Here is a 24,705-nt window from a genome sequence, read left to right as displayed (position 1 = left end):
AAGTCAATGAAATCAACGATCTACCAACACCACCTCCGCGCCAGTGCTAGCTTTTCGTACCGTCACTTATTGCACTGAAAACGAGGAGACCCCAAAAAGGAGCTCACGCTCGGTGAATTCATTCATTTCTCTGCAGCGGAGGTTGAGGCTGTGAAGCGCGACATGCTTGTGTTCGTTGAGCGCTTGGTCACGCCGTGAAGGGGTGTACAACTAGCCAGCCTTCAGCTCATCTTGGATGAATCGCGCAAAGAGCCATGCTACTGGCCAAGTGCTCTCGGTCGAGTTTACGACGCTCGTTATGAACTCGCGGAGATCGTTGTTCTGCAGAGTCATTCTTTGAGTGAGCAAGGCAAGCAAGAACTCGATAAGCGCCTCGGACTTCTCCGGGCGGGTCGCATTTGGAAGTGCATCCAATAGAACACCTAGCATCTGCCGACTAGTTTCTTCATCGCAGGCGCCATATGCGAGTTCCTTGCTTCTGCATGCACGCAGAAAACTTGCCTGAAGTACCCCGTCGTTGAAGCGAGAAAAGTTCAACGGGGACAATACGCTGCGTTCGTATGAATTGTTGGCAAGGCGCTTGCTGCCGTCAGTATGCCCGCGCAGTCTCGTGAGTAGCGTGCATATTGCCGCGAACAAGTCTGCTTGTGTCGCGACCGGCGTCTGCAGTGCCCCGCTGAGCAGGGCGAAATCTGAACGAAGTCCTAACGGATTGCCGTTCATATCTGGCCAGTACAGGTCCCTAGAAAGACCAGTGGCCACTGCTCTTGTCAGTCTTTGAACACGCAGTTCGACCTCGACCGGTACGTCAATCCCCTTGTTGTCGGCCCAAGAGATCATCCTTCTCAGGACAGTAAGCTCGGTGGCCCAACTGGGCTCGTCCTCGTAGCAGTGGACCTCTAGATCTAAAGCGCTAAACGAGCTAAACGTGTCAGCCCCAAGCGCACCGTAGGTGAGGTTTGACTTGAGTCGCTCTGCAACCTTCTTGGGAGCGAGCATTTGAAGCACTGCGAGGTAAGTAGTTGTACCTCCATCCTGAATGTCTCTGAGATTCCTAGAAATACTTAGCAGTTCTTGAATCTCGTCCACGCATGCGGAGACAACTACAGTGGACGTACCTGGAGTTGGGGCTTCGTGTCTAAGCTTGGAGGAGGAAACAATCTGAACCTGCATGTGATCGGTCAACTTCCCCTGAGTTGACTCAAGCAACTCTTCTGATAGAGAAGCAGAGCCTGGATAGGCTGCTGCAACAATCCGGCGCAAGGAAATTGTTTGGCTTCGACGAGTCATTGCAGCCCATTTGCTCCGCACTTTGTCAACAAGGGCCTTGGACTTTTCGGGCGGCTTTCCCGATAACAACGGGGTGACGTCTGCCCCGAGAGAGCACAGTCGACCGTTATCGATGCGTCTGTAAGCGTAGAAGACCCCGAGCCCTGTTAGCGAAGACAGTGTGCTCTTGGCCGAAGATGGAAGATCTGTTGCAACGATTTCGACCGAAGTTACACGCGGCGGAGACACACTGAACTGATCGCCGCGGATGCCTATGACATGAAAGTGCTGCTTGCACCACCTGCAATTGCTACTGTCCTGGTTCTCTATGAACTCTAGGCCGTCTCCATTGAGGCCGTTCAAGTTACAGAGAACAATATGCTCATCGCATGGGTCTTGGCATAACGAGAACAGCGTAATTAACTTGCTCGGAGTGGCTCCTCGCTCCATCAATCGCCGAACTAAGCCGTTCGACGTTGACGCGGAAACGAGGAAAAGTGCTTTGCCGGCGACTTCCGCGGTCACTTGGTTGACGCCTTCATGGGATCTGTGCGACCAAACCGCAGGGTAGGCGGGGAGCCCGCCGAGTCTCATGATCTCACTCAGGGCCGTTAAGGCAACAGAGTAGATGCCAGAGGTGTCTACTACGACATGCTGAGCTTTGGCCTTCCAAATGTAAGGGACCAGCCAGAAAGCAAGCAACTTGACGTGGCGACTATCCTCAAGGACGTTTGCCACACGCAGAAATCTATCGCTATGCCTCTCAGAGGTCTTTGAGTAGTGTGTCCCGGTCGGAGCGCGCTCTTCCCCACCAGCGCGGCAGAAGACCTCCAGCAAACTATGCTGTCGTTCTATGTCGAGCAGGCCCGACCCGCTATGTGTACCCCCTTGAATGGCATTGCAGGTGTGTTCGCCAGTCGCTGGGTCAATCGACACAAACGTCAGACTATCTCCTGAGTTGCCGACGACACTGTAGAGCCTGTCCATCAACAAACTGGCAGGCTGCGCTAGCAACTTCCTTAGGTTGCCAACTGAATCGGGGAAGCCGACAAAGTGAATCGCATGTATCGGCCCAAGCTTCTCCAGCTCGCTGACGAGATCATTCTCGAGTGCATCTCCGTCAAGAGTGTGCTCTGCGAGGAAGATGCTGAGGATCTGGCGGACCACTCCACAGTCTCTCGTCTGATAGGCGTTGAATAGCCAGGCTTTCATTCGCCCCCCATGGGGAGGAGGAACGTCACTACCGTTCCCTTGACGGCAGTTTGTTGAGTTGCTGATTGCGTGAAGGGCCTGTTCCAGTCGAACAGAATCTCCTTGGGCACTCTGGTACCGTCGGACAACTCGCGATGTGCTAACTCTATTCTCGAACCGAACTGTCGATAGATATGAATCTGATTAGTCCGGACACCAATGAATCCGCGCAGTTCTCTTAGTCGAAGCAGGACCTTTGCAAGACCATATCCGCGCCCTAGAGTGTCTGTGGAACTCTGCCCTTTCGCGAAGCATGACAACACAGCATCGAGCTGCTCGTTCACTGGAACGCCATTGACACTGCGTCCGAGCCAGTTGGCAGCCATTCCCGGGCCCGAGTCGAAGACACTCAACTCCAGTATCCCGTCTGCTTTCGGGGCATTGGGCGGTCTCACACCCTCGGGTACCTTCCGCGGGAAGAATCCGCTTGCGAAGTCTTGCGCAGGCGTCAGAGTGCCCCGTCTTTCCGCGACCAAGAGTTTTTGGATCTGCTGAAGGCTGCAATATCGCGCGAAGATCCCCCGCACTGACGGTGCTATGTCCGAATTGTCGATATCGCGACGAGCATGGTCATGAGTATTCTTGAATGTCTCCGCAAGAATTGTCACTAGTGCTTCACGCAGCCCCACTCTGGCTGACATCCAAACTGAACTTGGCACTGGACTTACTACATCGATAAGGCGATCAACGAGTTGGGCAAAGCCAGACTGACTTAGTAGTACATCGGGGCCCTCGGAAGGATAGAGCTGTCTCGGCAGGCCATATTCAGAGGGAAGGTGGTCTGCGCAAACTAAAAAGGCTCTGTCTGAAGTGGATGCCAAGTCCGGCCAAGCGTCCTGAGCTCTAAGTAGTTGCTCTTGAGACCGTCGGATCGTGCGTCGCTCTTGCGGCGTGTTGTTGGCAAGGCTGCCCGACAGTAAGACGGCAACAATCGAAGCCACTGAGTGCCCCCAGCCCGTGCTTGGACTGCCTGGCAGGGCAGACTCCTCAGAAATTTTTAGCTCGCCTACCGTGATGAGTCGTTGAGCAACCAAAGAATCGCTAAACAGCCTTGAGGTGAATGGCTCTAATGCACTAAGCGATATCCCAGCTGCGTCTGGGACTATGGTTGTGATGTCGTCGGGGTCAAGCCATTTCAAGCCGCTATCGTTCATCGCAGATTTTTCCCTGTACGTAGTTCACCTCGCAAGGTCACAGCAAATCGCAGTGACCGCCACTCGTACGAGGTCAAGTGGCACCAACTCGTATTCAGGTCGGATACGAGTTCACAAGGGTAGGCAATATGCCTCAACTTGCTTGCATCCCCAGTCACGGCACGGCTTGTAGGCTGAATCACTGTGTTCCGTGGCTGTCGTTCTGAGCACGCGTACTGGCGATCTCAAGCCGACCGTGAGTTGGCCTCTTCTTCAATCTCAGAGCAATGCGATGCACTACCAGTGCGGGGATGCATCGCTTAGTACGTCCCTTCAAGGACCTTCGCCAGAGTTGACTCGTTCAAGCAGATCGCTGATGTCAATCTGAAAGTACTCGCATAGCTGATCGAGTACCTCCAGTTCGATCCGCTCCGCTGTCTCGTAGTACAGCCTGGTCAGCGTCCCCCGATTGATCCCCGTATCGCGTGCGACGTCCGCGATCTTGAGCTTGCGCTCCCCCATCAAGCGGGCGAAGTGACAGCGGATCATGATGCCGTTCGTCAGAAAATGATCTGTAGAAGATCAAAAAGTGTTGTTCTGGGTCAAAGTGTGGGATATAGTGACCTACAGGAGATCAAAAACACCTGATGCTTTGCAAACTGGTCTCCCAGTGTAACTGCTCAAGAAAGGAGAGCCAACCATGCAAGTCCCTATCGCGGCTGGGCCGCACCAAACCTACCTGACGACCGATGAGTTGTCTGCGCTGATCAAGTACGACAGCCGAACGATCCGCGATCGGCTGAAGGACAGCGTGCTCATCGAAGGCCGGCACTACATCCGTCCCTTTGGCGGCCGCAAGACCCTCTATATCTGGGAGCACATCCAAGAGGACATGGCCCGCCACTCGCAGGTGATGAGTTCCGGCATCCCGATGACCAACGGAGGTGCGCTCCGTGGGTAGTATTCGCCGCCGCCCCGAGTCTGGGCTCCTGTTCTTGGACTTCAAGTACCTCGGCCAACGCCTGCGCGAGCAGACCGCGCTGCCGGATACGGAGCCCAACCGCAAGCGCCTACAAAAGGCCCTTGAGCGCATCGAAGGCGAAATCGCCCTCGGCACGTTCGACTACGAGAAGACCTTCGGAAAGCCACTTCCAGCCAAGTCTGGCCAGACGGACTCCGAAGCTTCGAGCAAAGACGCTGAACTCACTCAGCCCACCACGCGCTCTGGCACCCCCCTGTTCAAGGACTTCGCCGACATGTGGTTCGCCGAGTGTGAAGTGTCCTGGCGCCGCAGCTACCGCGTGACGCAGCGGGGATCGCTAGACCAGTACCTGATCCCGTATTTCGGGGACAAAGAGGTCGGCCACATCACCAAGGCAGACGTTCTGGCTTTTCGGGCATCACTCGCCAAAGTACCCGCCCGAAAAAGCCTCTCCACGCTGTCCAACCGTCGCATCAACTCCGTGATGAAGCCGCTGCGCCAGATCCTCAACGAGGCGGCCGACCGGCTGGAGTTTACGTCCGCGTTTCGCAACATCAAGCCGCTGAAGATGAAGCGAAGCGACGTCATGCCCTTCACGCTCGAGGAGGTCCAGCAGATCCTCACGACCGTGCGGGCCGACTTCCGCAACTACTTCACCGTGCGCTTCTTCACCGGCATGCGTACGGGGGAAGTGCACGGCCTGAAGTGGAAGTACATCGACTTCGAGCGTCGCCTGATCCTGGTTCGCGAGGCCATCGTGATGAAGGAGGAGGATGAGCTCAAGACCGATGGCAGCGTACGCGACATCCAGATGACGGACCTGGTGTTCGACGCTCTACAGGCGCAGTTCAAGGTCACCGGAAGACTCTCCGAGTTCGTCTTCTGCAACCGCAAGGGTGAGCCGATCGACAACCAGAATTTTCTGAATCGGGTCTGGTCACCGCTGTTGCGCCACCTCAATATCCCTCACCGCAGGGCGTACCAGATGCGGCACACGGCTGCCACCCTGTGGCTCGCCGCGGGCGAAGCGCCGGAGTGGATCGCGCGCCAGCTCGGCCACACCAGCACCGAGATGCTGTTTCGGGTGTACAGCCGCTACGTGCCCAACTTGACTCGCCGTGACGGCTCGGCGATGGAGCGGCTCTTGAAGCAACACATCTCTGTCGCCCCGGTGCAGGGTCTGGTGGTGCGCCTGCCGGAAGAGGCGGCCATGTTGCCAGCGGCCCATCAGGCAGGGGCGCATGCTGCATCGGCCGAGACCGCGGCCAACGATGCGCTCGATCCGGCGGCTCTCCTGTCTCAGCCTGGCGCGCCGCTTCAGGGCGGGCAAGCCAGCTCGGCACCGGCAGCCAACGAGGCGCAAGCCTTCGAGGTGCTGCCTGCGCCGCGACGCCGCAAAGCTGCATCGGGTGCCGAAGGCCGGAATCGAACCGTCACCGATCCGGGCGATGCGGAGCTTGCCGCCTTGCTCAGGCCACCCCCGCTGCCGCCGTTCCTGAGGCACGGCTCATAGCGCAGCGCTGAGCGCCCAGGCGCTTTTCTCGACCCAAGAGCCCTTACCAGCTGACTGGTTGACCGGCCGGACCGATGTGTCCGCTGCACCGGTGGGGCGAAGCCTTGCCTGAAACAGCCCCAAGACAACAAGAACACGTCGAAACCGCCGCCCGGAACAGCCCGATCTCCGAACCCGACACCCGACACCCGACTTATCCCTTCATCACCAAGGACCAAGACTATGAACTCGAATCTCAAGACCAGCGCCCAGATCAACAACCCGGCCGTTGACCAAGCAGCCCACGGCATCACCGGCCATATCCAGCCGCACACCGATCCGGTGGCACACGCCCTGGGCATGCCGACCATCCTGAAGGAACTCTCCAAGAACATGGGCGAGTTCGAGAAGGACGTGCGCAGCCAGCTCTCGGCGCGCCTGAACAAGCAGGCGGCCAACGACAAGGCCCATCCGGAGAACTCGTCTCTTTCCGACGCGAACACTGGCGCGGACACCGGTGGCTTTGCGCCTTACGCCGTCTCCCCCGGCGAGGAGATGCCCAACGTGCTGGGTGAACTCGCCGAGCCCGGCTCGGTGTTTCGCGTGAACACGCTGCTGAGCGCGGCTTTCCCGTTCGGTCCCGTGGGCCCGTACATGAACCAGCAGGGCCAGATCTGCCCGCGCCGCGAGGGCAGTGTCTCGATTGCCCTGCTCGGTAGCGGTGATCAGACGCTGGTGCTGCCCACGCCCTCGGAGCAGGCCGGCATCGCCCAGGTCTCCTCTCCCTGCGTACGCTGGATCCGCGCCATCAAGACCCGCGTGCCTGGTGTGCCGGGTGATGCGCTGCTGGTCACGGGTATCGATCAGCCGCGCTCTGGCCGCGGCTCGGGCCCCTGGCTGCTCGACCACCTGGGCTTGTCCGAGGGCATCACCGCCGACCTGAGTCACGCCATCCTGAGTCTGAAGCCCGCTCACCAGGCGTTCTTCATGTCCGCGATTGCTCGGGCCGACATCGAGCAGGCGCTCGTGGCCCTGTTGCCCGAGGTGCGAGCGCGCAGCGTGGTTCACCCGCTGGCCCTCGGTGTGGTTGCGGCCGAGCAAGTCAACTCCCCTGAACTGACCCGCGACGAAACCTCGCTGGTTCGCCTGGCCTGCCTGATCGCCGAACTGGGAGCGTTGCACGCTGCACCAGACCTGGTGTCCGGCGGTGGCTATTCGTCCAGCGAGGCCCTGGTCCGAGAACGCGAGGCCGAGCGCCCCGCGCACCCGCTGACCCAACTCACGCTGCGTGGGCTGCTCACACGCTTCATCAACCTTGAGCCCAAGAGCGATGAGGTCGATGGCCAAGGTGGCATGAAACAAGCAGTCAACGATGGCGTCTGGCTGCAGTTGCTTCTCTCCGATGCCGTGCACCAGCAGTACCGCATCGGCAGCAAATACGGCCCGCTTGGCAAGAACCCAGTGAACCCGAGGTTTGCGCTCATGGCACAGACCTTCGGCGATGCCATGCGGCTTGCGCGCCGCGAAGCGTATGCCCGGCTGCGCGATGTAGATGGCGAAACCCAGCAGCCGCTGCCGCTGGAGCCCGTGCCGACGCTGGTCACGGCGGCGCTGGTGAGGGTGCCGGATGCGCCGGTCGAATCGGCTGAATCTTGTGCCCAGGCCGATGCCGAAGGCGCCAGCGAACAGACCGACGCAGACACCGACGAAGACCAGCTCGCGCTCGACCTGGACGAAGGCCCGCTCACCGAGATGCCCGAGATCGACGACAGCGACGTCGACGATTCCGTGCGGCTGTCGTCCCTGGCCATGTTCTCCGGCTTGGCCCGGGCCTCGACGCCAGTGCGCATTCCCGACCACGAGCGCCGTGCCTATGAGAACCGCTCCATCCCCTGGCCCCGCCCGAGCCTGGCCTGGGCGGCCGGCATGCTCGACGGCGACGGGTGCGTGGCCATCGTGAAGCAGACGTACCCGAACCGCGTCAGCACCTACCGCCTGGTGGTTCAAGTGACGCAGAACTGCCTGCAGACCCTGAAGCACTTCCGGGTGTGCGTGGGCGTGCCAGGGCCGATTCATGAGGTGAAGCGCCGCATCGGCCACAACCGGCAGGTCTACGCCTTGATGTACTCCGGCCCCAAAGCCGTGCTGGTGCTGCAGCGCCTGGCAGCGCACCTGGTACGCAAGCGCCCGGAGGCCGAGGTGGCCCTCTCCTTCATCGAGAAAGGGCAGGTGGGTCGGCGTTTCGGGGGGAGGGGCGTGCCACCCTCGATCGAGCAGATCCGCATCAGCCACTACAACAAGCTGCGCGCGTTGAAGTGAGGCCGGGGAGAGCAGACATGACCGATCCCAAGAAGACCGATCCCGAGACCCCCGACCCGATCGGACCAGGCGTGTCCATGGTTGACGCGGTGAGCCCGTACTTGCGCCCCAAGCCGGGTTGGGTGCTGGCCCCGCAGGCCAGGCGCCGACCGCCCAGCTTCACCGCACCTCCTGCGCAAGGCCGCTCGCGGCTGCTGCAGGATGGCAACTTCGTGGGCCTACCCCACTTCGCCGACAACTACGAGCACGAGCTCCTGCTGCCTCCTGGCGTGGCCGAGCAGTTCAAGAAGCTCAAGCAGCGCCTGGGGAAGGAGGCCGCTGACTCGCCCGAGACCGACGAACACGGCAAGCATGTGGGTCAGCAGGATGATCCGGCGCAACGAGAGAGAGCGCGAGAACAAGAGCGAGAGCGAGAGCGACAGGCGCTTGCTGCCAAGGCGGCTGAGCGAGAGGAGCAGCAAGCCCGGGAGAAGCTGGAGGCCGAACTGCGGCGCATGGGTGTGAACCCGGATCAAAGTGAGCTTCGGGCCCAGATCGAGAAATTGCCCCCGACCCAGCGCCTTCAGGTGTACCGGGAAGAGGACGTGCAGCGCGTGGCGGCCTCGGCGCAGAGCGTGGACTCGGACGCGAGGAAGCGGAACGAGCCGCTGGGCTACCTGCTCAAGGCCAAAGGCCCCTGGCGGAGGATTGGAACGCCGGAATCGGTGGAGGCGATCCTGGCGCTGCAGGAGGATCACCCGCACTTCGGTGAAGTCATCCAGTTCGTGGCGAACCACGTGGCGCTGCAGAAGATGCGCTTCGGGGCCGGGAACGCCGAGACCGACAAAGTGCCGGCGAAGGGGAAGAAGGTCAGGGCAGGGAAGGGCGCGAGCACCAGGGGCGGCGCACATCCCGAGACGGCAGACCAGGTGAAGCCACCGGTGCGCTTGCCGCCCTTGCTGCTCTATGGCCCGCCCGGTGTCGGCAAGACCCACTTCTGCGAATCCCTGGCCAAGGTGCTCGGGGTGCCGGTGCGCCGCCACCCGATGGATCAGGCTGAAACCTCCGGGGCGCTGCTTGGCTCGGACGCTGTCTGGGGCAACTCGCGCTATGGGCTGGTCTTCGATCTGCTGGGCCTGGGTGAGTACGCCAACCCACTCGTGATCCTGGACGAGTTGGACAAGGCGCAGACCATGGGCAAGACCTCGGGCGGGTTCTCATCGCCGACCGGGGTGCTGCACTCGCTGCTGGAGCCGGTCTCGGCAGCCCAGGTGCGGGACATCAGTCTGGATCTGGAGCTCGATGCGAGCCAGATCGCCTGGATCGCCACGGCCAACTATCCCTGGTGGGTGCCGGCCACATTGCGATCGCGTTTCAGGGAGTTCTTCATCATGCCGCCAGATGCGGAGCAGGCGATTCAGCTCGCACGAAGCGTGGTGAAGAACGCGCTGACGGCGGCGGGGTTCGGGATAGGAGAGCCGGATCGGCGAATCGTGGTAGCGCTGGCGCACCTCAGTGCGCGGGAGATTTTTCAGGTCACAGTGATGGCGGCGGGCAGGGCGGCCGCCAAGGGATACACCGCGGTGCGACTAGAGCACCTGCCTGCGGCGGTGCTAGCTGAATCTGATGAGACAGGCCGTGGCGGCAACAACAGTGGCAAGGCGTCTATTCATTGATCTGACGACATCCGCTCTGGAACGCGAGAATACATAACTGGGGGCGAGCCCTACCAAGTTGAATCCACAGCGATCAGCGCGATGCTTCAGATACCAGTTCTGTTAGTGCGCACACGAGATCACCGGGAGTCCTGATTGGGTGCAACTAGTCTGGAAGCTCTCTAGTGAACCAAGGCGTCGTACTCCGGAACGCGGACGGACGCAGCAAGACGAAGGCGTTGGCTACCAGCCCTTCGTCCGTCTGCACCGAAAGCATGGCGTCTGCGGGTGGACGCCGGTTCTTCAGCAAATGCCATCGGTGCTCACCCCGAATCGTTCTGTGCCATATCAACTGGAGTCGAAGGCGCAGCGAGTCGCCAAGGACCAGGATCCGACTGCGCGGGTAAATTTGGTAGGGGACACCGGCCCTGGTCAGCAGCTTGCTGATGTCGCGTTGCAGCCGGTCCCCGCTCTTTCTTTACTTGACCCGCGTGCACTCGCGCTGCGCGCGCGCTAGATGGCCAGCTTCTTACGCAGAACCAGCAGAAGTTGTTCCTTGTCCCGATGCAGCCGTCCCCGCGAGCACAGGCTGCGCTGCCCCCTTTCCCAAAGCTCTTGAGAAACGATGGGCTCGATCAGCTTGTTCGCTCGTGTCTGAGAAGCCCTGCACTCCTGTTTGCTCGTGCTGCATCGCCCCAGACAGCGCTTCAAGCCGAGCGAGCGACATACCGTACCGGCCTTCACAGCAACCAAAATAATAAATCTTTTCTACTAAGTAAAATCCTTAGGTGATATATCGAAAATAAGCTTGCACATATCGAAACGCGAACGTACATTGGACGCAATGAATAGTGAAGCGAGGCTTTTTGTGCAAGACATCGAGAAATCAGGTGGATCAGAGCGAAAGAGACAGGGCGGGCGATCGGATCGAGAAGAGGGCGCTGCAGTTGGGTCACTGTCTCGGGGGCTCCAGATCCTGGACGTCCTCACTCAAGCGCCCGGTTGGCTCTCGCTTTCCGACATCGCTGCAGAGACGGGCCTTGACGCCAGTACTGCGCATCGACTGCTCCAAACGCTGATCGAGAGCGGCCATGCCGTACGAGACGACGCTCTCAAACGCTACCTGCCGGGCCCTCGCACTCTGTCGCCCCTTTCGCTCTTCCACCCATTAACGCAGCTTCGTCGCGAAGCCTTGCCTGTCTTGGAGTTCCTCCAGTCGCAGATCGGAGAGACCTGTGCGTTCGTGCTTTTCCTCGGCCAGGAACGTCTGGTAGTCGACTTCGTGCGCGGTAGTCATCCGCTGTCGCCGTACTACGACACGTGGCTGAAGAGCCCGCTGCACGGTTCGGCTTCGGGAAAGCTGTTGTTGGCATGGATGCAAGAAGCCGAAAGAGCGGAGTTGTTGGGCCCAGGGCCCTACCCGGCGCATACAGCTAAGACCATCACGTCACCAGAAGAGCTCGAGGGCGACCTGAAGCTGGTGCGCCAGAGGGGGTATGCGGTTGCGCGTGAGGATGCTTACGAGAGCTTAGTCGCGCTAGGCGTCCCGCTGGCCTTTCAGCGCGATGCGCAACCGATTGGCTGCCTTGTCATCTCCGCAGCAAGCAGCTCTCTGGGCCCTGAAGCCGAGCCGAAGGTTTCAGAGCAACTTCGTGCCGCGACCACGCTGCTTATGAACGGAGCGCCGACGATGCAGGTATTTCGCCAGTGGACGGCGCGAGGTATCCGACGAGGCTCCGCCACTCTGGCTTAACCCCTTCTCGTTAGAAAGCACGATATGACACGCAACGCCGTTCAGTGGACCAGTCCCCCCCAGCTGCCTGCGGACCACTACATCGACTCGCAGGTATATACGAGCCAGGAGATATTTGACGAAGAGCGCGAAAAGATCTTCGCGCGCACTTGGAAGTTCATCTGCCACGAGAGCGAGTTACCCAACCCGGGAGACTTCAGATCTGTGGAGCATGTTGGTATCCCGCTAGTCGTGGTGCGCGGACCGGACGGCACGGTGCGCACCTTCGTCAACGCATGTTCGCATCGTGGCGCGAAGCTGGTGAATGAGCCGCGAGGCAATACGAAGCACTTCACCTGCTTCTTCCATCTCTGGTCGTACGACACGGGTGGGCGCTGTATCGAGATCACTCGCGAAGAAGGCTACAAGCAGTGCGGCTTGACCAAGGACGATTGCGGGCTGCGAAAAGTTCGTACGGAAATCAAGCTCGGGATGGTGTTCATCAACATGGATGACCAGGCCGAGGATTTCGACACCCACGTTGGCAATGCCATGGACGACCTATTGGAGCCGATGGGTACCCAACCAATGGAGGTCTTCCATTTTCACCGCGTGCTTATGCATGCCAACTGGAAGCAGTGGCACGAGACCAATATGGAGCTTTACCACGAGTGGGGCCACGTAGTAAACCGCACGACCAGTGTGGCGGTTCCGGGTTACCACGATCGCAAGTGGAAGATCCATCCCAGCGGCCATGGCTCTCTGGAGCCGCTAAAGGTGCAGTACAGCAACTACAAAGGCTGGGATCAGCGCGAGAACCTGACGCTCCCGGGTCTGTCACCTGGAGAGTTCCGCGTGGTAGACCTGTTCCCGAACACCACCGTGATCGTCCGAGCGACAACGATCCGAATCGACACCAGTATCCCAATTGCCCCCGGCATCACTCTTCTCGAACAGCGTGGACTGGGTGTAAAGGGCGAGTCGGCACAAGACAGGGCGCACCGCCAGCACCACCACAACCAGTTCTGGGGCCCCTTCGGACGCAACCTGGCCGAAGACGTGATCTTCGTAGAAGCGGTAGAGCGAGCGAACCGGCACGGTGGTGCGCGTTTCGGAATCATCGCCCGACACGAAGAATTGAAGTCGCAGGACGATGAAATCATGCGCGCGTACTACCGAACCTGGGGTCGCTATATGGAGCGCGAAGCATCAAACCCGTTGGGCGCACGCGAAGGACAAGCAGTGCCTGTGGCGCGCCGCGCCTGAGAGATGAAGACCAAATGAACAGTGAAGCAATTGCACGAATGATCTATGGTGCCGCAATCAAGCTGGACGCCGAGGACTTCAAGGGGTTCATGCGCCAGTGCGGCGACGATTTTAGATACTCGATTCGTAGTTATAGCCCGGAGCTCGGTCAGGAGATGGTCTGGCTCGAGCACGATCGAAAGGGGATGCAGGACCTCTTCGCCATGCTGCCAAAGCATGTTCGTATGACAGGGCGATTCAAGCGTCATGTAAGCGTCTACTCCGTCGATAGGGATGATGACCGCCATGCCCGTGCGCACTCTAGCGTTCTGCTCGTGCATACCGATATGGAAGGCAACTCCAAGCTCTTCGCTGCAGGGCAATACGAGGACCTTATCGACACTGCAGGAGATACACCCCGCATTCTCGAGCGTGTCGTCCGCTTAGAAACCCGAAACCTCGGACCGGGCGTGCACGTGCCTGTCTAGGGAAGCCCCCGTTCCGCCTCTTCCTCCCCGCGCGCGTTCGTGTGCGCGTGCGAATCATCACACCAACGTTCTTAGGAGACAAGCATGCGCCAGACCCAACCCCTTTCCAGAGCTGATCAGGTCAACATCGCTCGACGCTTCGGACTGAAGGCCGCCCTGTTTGCAACTGCCGCGGGTGTGACCGGCGGAATTGTGCCGGGCCTTTCGAACTTCGTAATGAAGGAGGCCAATGCGCAAGAAAAGGCCAAGTATCGATTGCGCTTTGGTGCAAGCGTAATTTCGCCGACCAACGAGGCCTATCTACGCACTGGTGTTTATGACTTCGTCAAGCTCGTGGAGGAGAAGTCGAACGGCGAGGTGGCTATCCAAGTCATTGACAAGTCGCAGGGATGCGCCGAGACCACCTGCGGCGAACGCGTGATCAACAACGTCCTGCACATCGGGTCTTCATCGCCGCAGAACCTCGGTTCAGTGATGCCGTACTCAATCGCACTCGACTGGCCCTTCCTGTGGCGCGACCGTACGGAGTACCTCAACTTCCTGTTCAGCAAGGAGTCGAATCGACTCTACCGCGACGTTCTCCGCAAGGCCTACAACGTCGTCCCGCTGTATGGAAGCGGAGAGATGCGTAACGTGATGATGGGATTGAAGTACTCGGGCAAGCCAAACATCGTCAGCCCCGCCGCGTTGCAGGGCGCCAAGATCCGCATCACCAACAGCGAGATGATCTCGGGCTTCGCGCAGAGCATGAAGATGAATCCTATCCCCTTGGCGTGGACAGAGCTCCTCGAGGGCTTGAAGTCCGGGGTTGTGGATGCGGCGGAGACATGGCCTGGCGCGGCGGTGGGTTTCGGCATGCAGAGCGTCCTGGCGCAGGACGTCGGGGTGGAGTTTTCTCCAGGTTTCGAGATGGTGTTTATCTCCGCCAGCACGTTCGACAAGTTTCCAGACAAGATCAAGACCGTGTTCATGGAGGCGGCGCACGAGACCATGCGAACCGCTTACGACGGTGTCACGGAAGCGCAGAACAAGCTGGTGGGTAATGGCGCGAATCCATCAGCGGATACTGTCTATGCCAAGAGCAACATCAAGCATTCCCGGCTAACGGAGGCACAGCGCGAGGAGTTTCGTGCCATCGGAAGCGTCGACAAGAACCCGCAGATCTACGACGCCACGCGCAAAAAGTTGGATCAAATTGCTGGTCTTGATGTCTACGGCGCGATGAAGGAATCAGCAGCAAAACTTGCTGGCAAGCCCCTTCAGCCGAACAAGTGGTGGGTTTGACTCCCATGGCGCCCATTGCAGAAGCCGCCGCGACGACAGTGGCTCCTCCGGCCGAAGGTCAGCAAGAGGGAAGGGGCTTGGCAGGCGTGATTTCACGAATCGATCGCGTGCTCGGGCAAGCGGAGAGTGGAGTCATCCTAGTGAGCTACGCGACACTGATCGTCATTGTCGGCGTCGAGACATTGCGGCGTGCGCTCATTGGCGCACAAGAGGTATGGGGCCCGGAGATCGCGCTCTATGCATTCGTTTGGCTCTCCTGGTTTTCCATGGCCAAGCATGGGCGATATGGGACACACCTGTCATTCTCAGAGCTTCGGCAACGCTTGCCGAAGAACGGGCAGCGGGCGCTCGAGCTCATCGACTGCGCGCTCTGGGTCGCAATCGGGGTGATCATTATCGTGACCTCATGGGGTGTGGTTGAGAATCAGATCAATATGGGGCAGACGGTATTTGGCACGCCGATTCCGCTCGCGGTGGCAAGCCTCGCTGTACCGGTTGGCTGGGCTTTCTCGATGGTTCGCATCCTCCAGCGAGCAGCCATGGTCCTATTCGCATGGGACCGACTCAAGGCTGAGCGTGGTGGCTTTTTGAACCTGTAGGACTTGGCAGGACAAAACCATGACTCTCACCCTAATCTCGCTCGCCGCGGTCCTGATGTTCGCACTGGGAACGCCAATAGTGTTGCTAATTGCGCTTTGGGTTGCTGCAACATCCTACTGGGTGATCGACTTCCCGCTAACCAACATGGGGCTCTCGGCACTCGACTCACTGAAAAGCTTCGCGTTCCTAGCGGTCCCGCTATTCATCTGCACTGGTGATTTCCTAACCGCGGGCGGTCTTTCGCAGCGCCTTGTCGGATTGTCCAAAAGCTTGGTTGCGTTCCTGCCAGGGCGCACCGCTGCCACTGCCGTACTTGCCAGCGGCATGTTTGCCGCGGTGAGCGGATCCAATGCGGCCACAGCCGCAACCATGGGTCAACTGGTTGGGCCGGAGATGAAGAAGGCTGGTGTCGCGCCTGGTCTGGCGGGGGCGATCGTGGCAGCCGGCGGGACCCTGGGCGTGGTCATCCCGCCAAGCACCATCTTCATCATCTATGGCATCACCATGGGCGTATCGCCGGTTGATCTCAACCTTGGGGGCTTGCTCCCCGGTGTTCTCATGATGGTACTCATGATGGTTTTCTGCGTATGGCTCACACGCCGAAATGAACTCGCAGACCGCTTCGTGCCCCTGACCTTGTTGCGCAACATCGGCCGCGAAGCGGCAGGCGCTTCGCTAGGCTTGGTGGCCGTCGCGCTGCTCTTCTTCGGACTGTATCTAGGCTGGTTCAGCTCCACCGAGGCGGCGGGGGTAGCCACCATCTACTGCCTGCTGGTGGGCCTGTTCGTGACGCGCAAGATCGGCTGGCGCAACATTCCGAGAATTCTGCAGGCCAGTGCCGCCGTCACAGGAATCATCGCGCCTATGGTGGCCTTCTCGCTGCAGTTCCAGCAGATCCTCTCGGTACTCGAGATCCAGAGTGCCGTGCAGGAACTCCTCTCAGGGCTGGCCGCGAGCCATGGGCCGGCCATGACCATGGTCGCCATGATGGCAATCGTGTTGGTGGTTGGGTGCATTACGGAGTCCGTCGCAGTTGTCCTGATCCTGGCGCCGATTCTCGGTCCTGTCGCTCTGAGCTTGGGCATGGACCCGATTCAATGGGGCGTTGCGTTTGTCGTCGGCACTTCCATTGGTTTCATCACGCCACCGTACGGTCTCAATCTCTTCGTCACGTCAGCCACTATGGGCATTCCTTACGGTCAGCTTGTCAAACGCATCTTGATCTTCCTGGTGCCGCTGCTGATCGCCTGGGCTGCCATTGTGTCCTTTCCGGCACTCACGCTGTCTTTCCTGCCGAACCGTTGAATTGGAGTAACCAATGAGTGAAAGTCAAACGCGCAATGTTCGCCAACGCATTCCCGTCGCCATCCTGGGCTCGGGCAACATCGGCACCGACCTGATGTACAAGATCTGCCGTAACAAGGCGTTCGACCTGCGCCTGCTGGCTGGCATCGATCCTGAATCCGAAGGCCTTGCGCGAGCCCGTGAACTCGGCTGCCGGACGTCTACGGATGGTGTCGAGGCGATCTTCGAAGAGGAGGGTGTGCAGATTGTCTTCGAAGCCACTTCAGCGCGAGCGCATATCGCCAATGCACCGCGGTACAAGGAGGCGGGCATCTTCGCGATCGACTTGACACCCGCCAAAGTCGGGCCAAGTGTGGTCCCCTGCGTCAACGGGGACAGCCGCTTCGACGCGCACAACGTCAACCTGATCTCGTGCGCAGCGCAGGCCACCATTCCGATCGTGCACGGCGTCAACCGCGTTGCGAACGTGAAGTACGCTGAGATCGTCGCCACAGTTTCGAGCCGAAGCATCGGACCGGGGACCCGGCAGAACATCGAGGAGTTCACCCTGACCACGCAGAAGGCGCTTGCTGAAGTGGGTGGAGCAGGTAGGGGCAAGGCCCTGGTCGTGGTCAATCCTGCCGATCCGCCGCTCATGATGCGTAACACCGTCTACACCATGGTGGACGGTGACGTGGACGAGCAGGCTGTGACGAACTCCGTGTTGGAGATGGTCAAGGCAGTGCAGAAGTATGTGCCCGGCTACCGTCTCACCGTGGAACCTTTCCGCCGTGGTGATCACTTCATGATCGGCGTTGAGGTCGAAGGCGCTGGCGACTTCCTGCCGGCCTACGCCGGCAACCTGGACATCATCAACGCGGCGGCCGTAGCTGTCGCGGAACGCTTCGCGGCGACTTTGAACTGAGGAGATGTAGTTGGCCAAGATCACATTTGTTGACGTCACGCTTCGCGACGGCAACCATACCTATCGACACCAATTCACGCCGGAGATCGTCGCGGCGACGGCGGCGGCACTGGATCGGGCAGGCGTCGACATCATCGAAGTTGGCCACGGCGATGGCCTGGGTGGCAGCAGCCTGCATGTGGGCCGGGCAGCAGCGAGCGACGAGGAGCTGCTTCGTGCGGCCTGCCGAGTGGTGAAAAGGGCGAGGATCGCGATTCTGCTGGTTCCGGGCTTCGGCCTCTTCAATGACTTGGAAATGGCGGCAGACGCTGGCGTGAAGGTCGCTCGCGTAGCCACTCATTGCACCGAAGCCGATATCACCGAGCAGCATCTTCGACGGGCGAAAGACCTGGGAATGTTCACAGTCGGCTACCTCATTTCCGCCGGGATGGCGTCGCCTGAGCAACTCGCCGAAGAGGCACGCAAGCTTGAGTCTTACGGCGCCGACTACGTGAACCTTGCGGAGTCGCAGGGCCACCTGGTGCCGACCGAGGTCGCTGCCCGGGTGCGCGCCGTGCGCGGCGCGGTCAAGATTCCCATCGGCTTTCACCCACACAACAACCTGGGCCTCGCCATCGGAAACATTCTTGCCGCGGTGGAGGAGGGTGCCAGCTTCATCGATGGAAGCCTCAAAGGGTTTGGCGGTGGCGCTGGCAACGCGCAGACCGAGGTGGCGATCACTGCGCTAAAGCGTGCCGGTCACGAGGTCGGGGCCGACATCTTCGGCATCATGGATGCGGCCGACGTCTTCAGCAAGCAGGTGGCGCCGCAGCCGATGCCCGTGATCGACAATGATTCGATCCTCATGGGTTATGCCAACGTTTACGGCGGCTACATCCACCCGGTCAAGCACGCGGCGGAGCGTTACGGATGCGATCCACGAAAGCTGGTCCTGCGTCTGGGCGAGCGCAAGGTGGTCGCGGCCCAGGAGGACGTGGTGATCGAGGAAGCCCAGCGGCTCGCCCACGGCATCCGCAAGGCCGCGTGATTTCCCCGAGGTACGGCCGCGATGGGACACACGGTGGAGATTCGCAACGACAGCGGCTCGCAATTGTTCACCTGCGTTTCGGGTGAACGGCTGCTGTACGCGGGGTTGAGCGGCGGGGCCGACCTGCCCTACGGTTGTGCTACTGGCACCTGTGGGAACTGCAGGGCAACGCTGCTGTCGGGGGAGGTCGAAACCTTGTGGAAAGAGGCTCCCGGCAGTCGTGCACTGAAGAAGGAAGGGGAGATCCTGCTTTGCCAGTCGACGCCGCTGAGGAATTGTGTCCTGGAGGCAAGAGCGGGAGACTCTAGGCATCAGCGGGACACCCCGATGACGCACCAAGCTTCCGTGTCCTCGGTAGCCCGCGATGAGGATGGGCTCGCCTGGGTCGTGCTTAAGTTGCAGAGGCCCATGCGCTTCCTGGCGGGCCAGTTCGTGCTCGTTTCGATTCCAGGCGTGGAGGGCTTCCGGGCGTATTCGCCAGCTCATGACGGCGCAGACGTTGTCGAGCTCGCCCTGCTCGTGCGTGAGAAGCCAGGGGGAGGCGTATCGCCACTTCTCTGCGGGCAGCAGCAGGTGGGCACACAGGTTACGGTCTTCGGGCCGCTTGGAACGGCGCACGTTCATCCCGCGCAGGACCATGACATGGCTGTCCTTGTCGGTGGATCCGGCGCGGGCGTCGCGTTGTCGCTGCTCGATTGGGCGAAAGCCACAGGGCATCTTTCGCGGCACCGCTTGGACGTGGTGTGTGGCCTGCGGACGCTGCGTTCCCAGCAAGTGATCGAGAGGCTGGTCGAAGCAGCGAAAAGTGCTTCTGAGAACTTGCGCGTCGTGGTGGCGCTATCAGATGAGCCGGCGGACGCGGACTTGCCTCAGGCGATTCCGGGGCTGACCTACGAACGTGGTTTTGTACACGAGCTGGCGTCTGAGCTTCTGAGCACCGAAGAGTGGAAGAAACGCGCCGTCTTCGTCGCCGGGCCGCCTCCCATGGTCGAAGCCAGCATGCGCATGTTGCTCCTACGCGCAAAGCTGAGTCCGACCAAGATCCGATATGACAGTTTCTCCTAATCCCAAATCATGGAACCAGATAGCACACAAGAGGACTGGCAGGTTGCCTGCGATGCCGACGAGTTCGAAGGCGAGGAGTTGCTCGAATGCCACTCGGGCGGCCAGCAGATCCTGTTGGTTCGCACCGAAGTCGGCGTGGTCGCGTGCCCCGCGATCTGTCCGCACATGGAGGAGCGGCTCGCCCACGGCATCGTGGACGGCAACGTTCTTACATGTTCCAAGCACCTTTGGCAGTGGAACCTTCTCAGTGGCGAACCGGTCGGGCTCGCAGAAATGCCGCTTCAGGTCGCCCCAGTTCGTCTGGAGGCGGGTAAGTACGTTGTCAATGTCCAGAAACTCAAGCGCTTCGGCGACTCCTCGTGCAGCTGACACGTAGCGAAGAGCCGCTTCCTGGTTTGTCCGTCAAGGCGGTAGAGGAACCCTCTATCCAGAGTGCATATGGGTGGTGGGTTGCCTTCGTTACGCTCGTCATCGCTTCGATCAGTTTCGGTGCGGTGACCAGCATTCCGGTTCTGCTCAAACCGCTCTCGAGTGACTGGCAGGCAGGGGCCAGCACGATCGCACTGATCCACACCTCTGCGATGTTCGGTGCAGGTGCGGGCAGTCTGCTGCTCGGGCGCATGTTGGATCGGTTCGGCTTCTTCTGCATCGCGGTGGTGGCTGCGCTGGCCACCGGGATAGGCTTGGTGGTCGCCGCACGGGCTGAAAACCTACTGACACTTCATCTGGCCTATGGCCTGCTCGTAGGTGGTATCGGGCAGGGCGCCTTCTTCAGTCCTCTGGCGGCTGCAGTGAGCCAATGGTTTGACCGACACCGGGCGCTGTCGATTGCGATCGCCGCATCTGGTCAGAGTGTCGGCGGGCTGACACTGCCGCCTCTGCTGCGCTGGAGTGCGGAGCAGTACGGATGGCGCCAGGCCATCGAGGGCTATGGGATTGTTGCTGGGGTGATCCTCCTGGCCTGTGCGTTCGCATTCCGCCGGGCACCGCCGCAACCCGCCTCGCATGGCAGGACCGCAGAAAAAGGTGTCGTCAAAATCGACCGTGCGGGATTCGCACTCCTGGGACTGTGCATGGCACTCTTTAACCTCGCAACCTTCATTGCGATCGGCCACTTGACTGCCTTCGGCGAAGAGATCGGCCTTGCGCCCGCCACGGCGGCTGTCTTTGTGTCGGTCATGCTGGGCGTGACGTTGCTGTCCCGTCTGTCAATGGGGCAGCTTTCCAACCGGTTCGGTCACTACCGAATGTTGGTTGCAGTGTCTGTGCTGCACCTCACCGGTGTGATCCTGTTGGCCGGCTCCACTGGCCCTGCGTCGACTTTCGCAGCGGTCGTCCTGATAGGCCTGGGATTCGGTGGCTATGTCCCCGCATACGCGGTATTGGTGCGAGAGTTGTTTCCGGCTTCCGAGGCGGGTCGCCGGATTGCCGAGATCTATTTCTTCGCCTTCCTGGCCGCAGGGATAGGTAGCTGGTCGGGAGGGTTGGTGCGCGACATGAGCGGCGGCTACGCCGCTTCATTCGGCTTGGCAGGTGGTGCCGCTTGTGTAGGGGCGTTGCTGCTGCTTTACCTCTCGCGACGGCTGCGGAGCATTTAGCCCTTTCGCGGTAGCTCAACGTCGTCGGCCTGGACTCCCCGGAGAAGGGCGGTTTTTTCCATTGTCCTTATCTCTTTTCGAGAGTTGAAGAGAAGTTCGCCCAGTGCCAAGCCAGTTTGGCAGGCATCGCGCCTGTTGAGCTTGGAGCGCTCGTGTGTGCGTTGATCGCGATGTCGGCGACGTATCTGCCCGACTACTAAGGCACCGGGCCACTTCTGGACCTTTCTGCTTGCTCTGCGGGCGTTCATTCCGGTGCTAGTGAGGCCTCTGCTTGCGTGGGCGGGTTTGCTTTACTGTGGGCGCCTCGCCGGGCAAGGAGTTGCGCCAGCAGGCCTTGCAGTGCTCGCCCGCTGTGGTTCGAAAAATAGGCCACAATCTTTAGCGGTACCTCGCTGCCCACCGATTGAACCTCCCGCAGCTTCCCCTCCTGAAGGTCTTGCGCGATCAGGTTTCGTGGCAGCCACGCAGCGCCCTGATGAATCAGCGCCATTTCCCGAAGACCCAGACTGAATTCGCTCACACACTGAATGGTGATCAACCGGGCGTGCATCAATTCGGGCAGTGCATGGGTACGGATGGCTTGCCCGAAGAAGCTCTCCGGGGGAAAGCACAGTAACGGCAGGGGCCGCTTCGGGTTCGTGAAGTCTTCCGATTTGCACAGCCTGGCGCTGGCCACCAGCACCAGCGCGTCCTCGCCCAGTTGGCAGCATGTGGCGAGCTGCGGCGGAACGTCGCTTTGGGTCTGCCGTGTTTCGTAGGTCAGCAGGATGTCGGCATGGCCACGCGCCAGCAGCGCCACGCTTTCGTCACGATTCTCGGAACGGATCCTGAAGCGCTGGTCGGGCATCAAGGAACGAAGCTCTTCCAGAAAGGTGGGCAGGTACCAGGCGGCCAGGCTGTGTTGGGCGGCCATCACAAGACCGGGTGTCTGATTGGCGTCGGAGCGCAACGTGGCCTGAAACTCGTAGATCTGCGTGGCGAGGCTACGGAAGGCCGCCTCGTGCTTTGCAGCCAACGGCGTGAAGCGCAACGGCTTGCGTGAGCGGTCGATCAGCGAAACCCCCGCCCAGTCTTCCAGCTGCTGGATGCGCCTCGAAAACGCGGGTTGGGAGACATGCCGCTTCTCGGCTGCTGCCGAGAAGGAGCCTGTCTCTATCAAGGCAAGGTAGTCGTCCAGCCACTTCAGTTCCATGCAAGCCCCCGCGCGCTGCAAACAGATGGCACGAGTTTAGGCAGCTTCGCGGTCGAGCGCCGGGGCAAGGCCCTCACCTGCCCGGCCCTGTCTGCATGGGCTGGTTGGCAGGCCCGAGCAGGAAGTCCGCCACCAACCGATGGAACAACTCGGGATATTCCAGGTGGAGTGCATGCGAACAATGCGGAAGCACCGCGAGCGATGCGTTGGGAATCTGCCGCCACAACTGCTCCACTTGCGGCCACTGGTAGCTGCGGTCGTGGTCGCCCCAGACGATCAGGGTTGGCTGGGTGATGTGGGGCAGGTTCGGCCGCCCGTCCCAACGCTCCATGGCCCAAAGACCGGCTTCGGCCGCCTGAGCGCTGGCCTGCGCCGCCAGATCGCCCAGCGCTGCGGCGTGGGGCGATTGTTCGCGGTGCAACAGCCAGGTGGCGCTGATGCGGCGTGCGGTGGCGTCCACGCCATCTTCGGCCAATCGTTCGCGCGACCGCGCCATGGTCTCGAAGCGGCCCGGCAGCAAGCCCAGCGGGCCGGTGCCATAAAGCACCAGGCGGTCCACACGCGTTGGCGCCAGGCGAACCATCTCCTGCACGATCATGCCGCCCATGGAGTGGCCGAGCAGATGGAAGCGCTGCACGCCCAGGTGGTCCAGGGCTTGCAGCACCGCACTGGCGTACCCCTCGATCCGGTCGGGCGAGGTCAGGTGTCGGCTTTTGCCAAAGCCCGGCAGGTCGGGCGCGATCACGTCCAGCTGCTGGCCCAGGGCCTGCAGCTCGGCAGCCCACTGGCTGGACCCACCCAGATACCCATGCACCAGCACCAGCGGCTCGCCTTTGCCGGCCCGCGCCACATGCAGCACTTCAGAAGCCATCGCGTTCGCTGTCATTTCATGATCGAGGGCAGCCACAGGGCAATGCCGGGAATGGCGATCACCATGGCGATCAGCAACACCATGCAGGCCAGGAACGGCAGGCAGCCCTTGATCACGTCACCGATGGGAATGGTGCCTCGGCTGATCCCCTGAATGACATACAGGTTCAAGCCCACCGGCGGTGTGAGCACCGCGATTTCCATGGTGATGGTGTAGACAATGCCAAACCAGATCAGGTCATAACCCGCTGCTTGCATCAGCGGGTAGATGGTGGGCAAGGTGATGAAGGTCATCGACACCGGTTCCAGGAACATGCCCAGGATGACGTAGAACACGATCACCATGGCCAGCACCATGACGGGGCTGAGGTTGTAGGACAGGAACAGTTCGCTGACTTCCTGCGGCACCCGGTAGTACGTCAGCACGAAGCCGAAAAGGATGCCCGCCGACAAGAGCAAGCCCAGGTAGCCCATGGTGCGCATGGTGGCAAACAAGGCTTCGTTGAAGCCTCGCACGGTCAGGCCCCCTACGGCAAACGCGAGGATCGTGGTCAGCAGCGCCGACACCGCCGCGGCTTCCGTGGGGGTGGCAATGCCGGCGTAGATCGAAACGGTGATGACCAGTCCGATGAGAAAAATCGGGCCGAAAGCAATCAGGAATTCGCGCACCGAGGGGCGTGGTGCGTTGTCCGCGCCGGGGATGTGGCTGGGGTACATGCGCCCCCAGATGAAAACGGTCACGGCGAACAACAGCGTCAGCAGCAGACCAGGGATGACGCCCGCGATGAACAGCTCGCCGATCGAGGTGTCGGTGACGATACCGTAGAACAGCAGGATCAGGCTGGGCGGAATCAGCACGCTGAGGGTGCCCCCCGCAGCCAGCACACCACTCGACAGCCGCTTGTTGTAGCCGAGCTTGGTCATCTCGGGCAGGGCCACACCGCCGATGGTCAGCGAGCCCACCATCGACGAGCCACACACCGCGCCGAAACCGGCGCACGCCGCGATGCTGCCATACGCGGCTGAGCCCTTCACCCGCACACCCCGGTGCATGAGCTGGTAAAGGTTGGCCCCGATGTTGGACCGCCCGATCAATTCACCCAGGAAAACAAACAGTGGGACGGCCAGCAAGACGTAGTCGATCCAGACACCCCACAGTTTGAGCTCCGTACTGACCAGGGCGGTGGACCAACCCTGGATGTGCAGTAGGAAAGGCATGGAGGCCAATGCCAGCGCAAAGGGAATGGGCAATCCAATCCCGATGAAGACAACCAGCAGAGCCAACAGCCCCAGTCCGACGTGGTACCACTCCATG

20 protein-coding genes are annotated in these 24,705 nt (G+C 60.6%); 15 read left to right on the top strand and 5 right to left on the bottom strand.

The features are described 5' to 3' along the window. Nucleotides 1–210 precede the first annotated feature (210 nt). Both DY262_RS21705 and DY262_RS20590 read right to left on the bottom strand, forming a co-directional pair. Nucleotides 211–2,481: a hypothetical protein gene (locus DY262_RS21705; protein WP_147326295.1), complete on the bottom strand. Its 2,271-nt coding sequence runs from the start codon at nucleotides 2,479–2,481 to the stop codon at nucleotides 211–213. 1,505 nt (nucleotides 2,482–3,986) lie between these two features. After that, nucleotides 3,987–4,202, bottom strand: coding sequence for a helix-turn-helix domain-containing protein (locus tag DY262_RS20590; protein WP_116960941.1), 216 nt, complete (start codon nucleotides 4,200–4,202; stop codon nucleotides 3,987–3,989). Nucleotides 4,203–4,353: 151 nt separating this feature from the next. Between DY262_RS20590 and DY262_RS20585 the strand changes: the two genes are divergently transcribed. The 15 genes from DY262_RS20585 to DY262_RS20515 all read left to right on the top strand — a co-directional run bounded on the left by DY262_RS20585 (nucleotide 4,354) and on the right by DY262_RS20515 (nucleotide 21,328). Continuing rightward, a complete protein-coding gene (locus DY262_RS20585; protein WP_116960940.1) occupies nucleotides 4,354–4,614 on the top strand; it encodes a hypothetical protein in 261 nt (86 codons plus the stop codon). A gap of 34 nt (nucleotides 4,615–4,648) precedes the next feature. After that, nucleotides 4,649–6,148, top strand: a complete 1,500-nt coding sequence (locus DY262_RS20580) for a site-specific integrase (RefSeq protein ID WP_245981141.1) — start codon at nucleotides 4,649–4,651, stop codon at nucleotides 6,146–6,148. Nucleotides 6,149–6,370: 222 nt separating this feature from the next. Then, on the top strand, nucleotides 6,371–8,446 hold the full coding sequence (locus tag DY262_RS20575) for a hypothetical protein (protein WP_116960939.1): 2,076 nt from the start codon (nucleotides 6,371–6,373) through the stop codon (nucleotides 8,444–8,446). 17 nt (nucleotides 8,447–8,463) lie between these two features. After that, nucleotides 8,464–10,101 (top strand): AAA family ATPase, encoded by a 1,638-nt coding sequence (locus DY262_RS20570; protein ID WP_116960938.1) that lies wholly within the window; start codon nucleotides 8,464–8,466, stop codon nucleotides 10,099–10,101. Between the two features lie 823 nt (nucleotides 10,102–10,924). After that, nucleotides 10,925–11,833, top strand: coding sequence for an IclR family transcriptional regulator (locus DY262_RS22240; protein ID WP_116960937.1), 909 nt, complete (start codon nucleotides 10,925–10,927; stop codon nucleotides 11,831–11,833). 24 nt (nucleotides 11,834–11,857) lie between these two features. Further along, nucleotides 11,858–13,078, top strand: coding sequence for an aromatic ring-hydroxylating oxygenase subunit alpha (locus DY262_RS20560; RefSeq protein WP_116960936.1), 1,221 nt, complete (start codon nucleotides 11,858–11,860; stop codon nucleotides 13,076–13,078). Nucleotides 13,079–13,092: 14 nt separating this feature from the next. Then, the gene (locus DY262_RS20555; RefSeq protein ID WP_116960935.1) at nucleotides 13,093–13,545 is read left to right on the top strand and encodes an aromatic-ring-hydroxylating dioxygenase subunit beta; all 453 of its coding nucleotides are present in this window, start codon (nucleotides 13,093–13,095) and stop codon (nucleotides 13,543–13,545) included. 84 nt (nucleotides 13,546–13,629) lie between these two features. Continuing rightward, on the top strand, nucleotides 13,630–14,829 hold the full coding sequence (locus DY262_RS20550) for a TRAP transporter substrate-binding protein (RefSeq protein ID WP_116960934.1): 1,200 nt from the start codon (nucleotides 13,630–13,632) through the stop codon (nucleotides 14,827–14,829). 5 nt (nucleotides 14,830–14,834) lie between these two features. Then, the gene (locus tag DY262_RS20545; protein WP_116960933.1) at nucleotides 14,835–15,428 is read left to right on the top strand and encodes a TRAP transporter small permease; all 594 of its coding nucleotides are present in this window, start codon (nucleotides 14,835–14,837) and stop codon (nucleotides 15,426–15,428) included. A gap of 79 nt (nucleotides 15,429–15,507) precedes the next feature. Continuing rightward, the gene (locus DY262_RS20540; protein WP_425459307.1) at nucleotides 15,508–16,734 is read left to right on the top strand and encodes a TRAP transporter large permease; all 1,227 of its coding nucleotides are present in this window, start codon (nucleotides 15,508–15,510) and stop codon (nucleotides 16,732–16,734) included. Between the two features lie 13 nt (nucleotides 16,735–16,747). Next, complete coding sequence (locus DY262_RS20535; protein ID WP_116960931.1) at nucleotides 16,748–17,638, top strand: acetaldehyde dehydrogenase (acetylating); 891 nt, start codon at nucleotides 16,748–16,750, stop codon at nucleotides 17,636–17,638. Nucleotides 17,639–17,648: 10 nt separating this feature from the next. After that, a complete protein-coding gene (gene dmpG, locus DY262_RS20530; RefSeq protein WP_116960930.1) occupies nucleotides 17,649–18,665 on the top strand; it encodes a 4-hydroxy-2-oxovalerate aldolase in 1,017 nt (338 codons plus the stop codon). A 33-nt stretch (nucleotides 18,666–18,698) separates the two neighbouring features. Further along, nucleotides 18,699–19,730 carry a 2Fe-2S iron-sulfur cluster-binding protein gene (locus DY262_RS20525; RefSeq protein WP_181936584.1) on the top strand — a complete coding sequence of 344 codons (1,032 nt, stop codon included), beginning with the start codon at nucleotides 18,699–18,701 and terminating at the stop codon, nucleotides 19,728–19,730. A gap of 9 nt (nucleotides 19,731–19,739) precedes the next feature. Beyond that, nucleotides 19,740–20,099, top strand: coding sequence for a Rieske 2Fe-2S domain-containing protein (locus tag DY262_RS20520; RefSeq protein WP_116960928.1), 360 nt, complete (start codon nucleotides 19,740–19,742; stop codon nucleotides 20,097–20,099). Then, entirely contained in the window at nucleotides 20,090–21,328 is a 1,239-nt protein-coding gene (locus DY262_RS20515) for an MFS transporter (RefSeq protein WP_116960927.1), read from the top strand. The genes DY262_RS20520 and DY262_RS20515 overlap by 10 nt, the downstream gene beginning before the upstream one ends. 244 nt (nucleotides 21,329–21,572) lie before the next feature. Here the strand turns inward: DY262_RS20515 and DY262_RS20510 are convergent, their stop codons facing one another. The 3 genes from DY262_RS20510 to DY262_RS20500 form a co-directional block, all read right to left on the bottom strand. Continuing rightward, complete coding sequence (locus tag DY262_RS20510) at nucleotides 21,573–22,520, bottom strand: LysR family transcriptional regulator (protein ID WP_116960926.1); 948 nt, start codon at nucleotides 22,518–22,520, stop codon at nucleotides 21,573–21,575. Between the two features lie 73 nt (nucleotides 22,521–22,593). Then, nucleotides 22,594–23,427 (bottom strand): alpha/beta fold hydrolase, encoded by an 834-nt coding sequence (locus DY262_RS20505; protein WP_220377582.1) that lies wholly within the window; start codon nucleotides 23,425–23,427, stop codon nucleotides 22,594–22,596. Next, on the bottom strand, nucleotides 23,403–24,704 hold the full coding sequence (locus DY262_RS20500; RefSeq protein WP_116960924.1) for a TRAP transporter large permease: 1,302 nt from the start codon (nucleotides 24,702–24,704) through the stop codon (nucleotides 23,403–23,405). Before DY262_RS20500 ends, DY262_RS20505 begins: the two co-directional genes overlap by 25 nt. Nucleotide 24,705: the final 1 nt, after the last annotated feature.

This window comes from Hydrogenophaga borbori (assembly GCF_003417535.1).
Classification (GTDB): Bacteria; Pseudomonadota; Gammaproteobacteria; order Burkholderiales; family Burkholderiaceae_C; genus Hydrogenophaga; species Hydrogenophaga borbori.
This window is presented reverse-complemented; position numbering and strand designations above follow the sequence as displayed.

Bases quoted from the DNA above. Each gene is read 5' to 3' on its own strand.
- DY262_RS21705 (WP_147326295.1), bottom strand. From the start codon at position 2,481: ATGAAAGCCTGGCTATTCAACGCCTATCAGACGAGAGACTGTGGAGTG.
- DY262_RS20590 (WP_116960941.1), bottom strand. From the start codon at position 4,202: ATGATCCGCTGTCACTTCGCCCGCTTGATGGGGGAGCGCAAGCTCAAG.
- DY262_RS20585 (WP_116960940.1), top strand. From the start codon at position 4,354: ATGCAAGTCCCTATCGCGGCTGGGCCGCACCAAACCTACCTGACGACC.
- DY262_RS20575 (WP_116960939.1), top strand. From the start codon at position 6,371: ATGAACTCGAATCTCAAGACCAGCGCCCAGATCAACAACCCGGCCGTT.
- DY262_RS20570 (WP_116960938.1), top strand. From the start codon at position 8,464: ATGACCGATCCCAAGAAGACCGATCCCGAGACCCCCGACCCGATCGGA.
- DY262_RS22240 (WP_116960937.1), top strand. From the start codon at position 10,925: ATGAATAGTGAAGCGAGGCTTTTTGTGCAAGACATCGAGAAATCAGGT.
- DY262_RS20560 (WP_116960936.1), top strand. From the start codon at position 11,858: ATGACACGCAACGCCGTTCAGTGGACCAGTCCCCCCCAGCTGCCTGCG.
- DY262_RS20555 (WP_116960935.1), top strand. From the start codon at position 13,093: ATGAACAGTGAAGCAATTGCACGAATGATCTATGGTGCCGCAATCAAG.
- DY262_RS20550 (WP_116960934.1), top strand. From the start codon at position 13,630: ATGCGCCAGACCCAACCCCTTTCCAGAGCTGATCAGGTCAACATCGCT.
- DY262_RS20545 (WP_116960933.1), top strand. From the start codon at position 14,835: ATGGCGCCCATTGCAGAAGCCGCCGCGACGACAGTGGCTCCTCCGGCC.
- DY262_RS20535 (WP_116960931.1), top strand. From the start codon at position 16,748: ATGAGTGAAAGTCAAACGCGCAATGTTCGCCAACGCATTCCCGTCGCC.
- DY262_RS20520 (WP_116960928.1), top strand. From the start codon at position 19,740: ATGGAACCAGATAGCACACAAGAGGACTGGCAGGTTGCCTGCGATGCC.
- DY262_RS20510 (WP_116960926.1), bottom strand. From the start codon at position 22,520: ATGGAACTGAAGTGGCTGGACGACTACCTTGCCTTGATAGAGACAGGC.
- DY262_RS20500 (WP_116960924.1), bottom strand. From the start codon at position 24,704: ATGGAGTGGTACCACGTCGGACTGGGGCTGTTGGCTCTGCTGGTTGTC.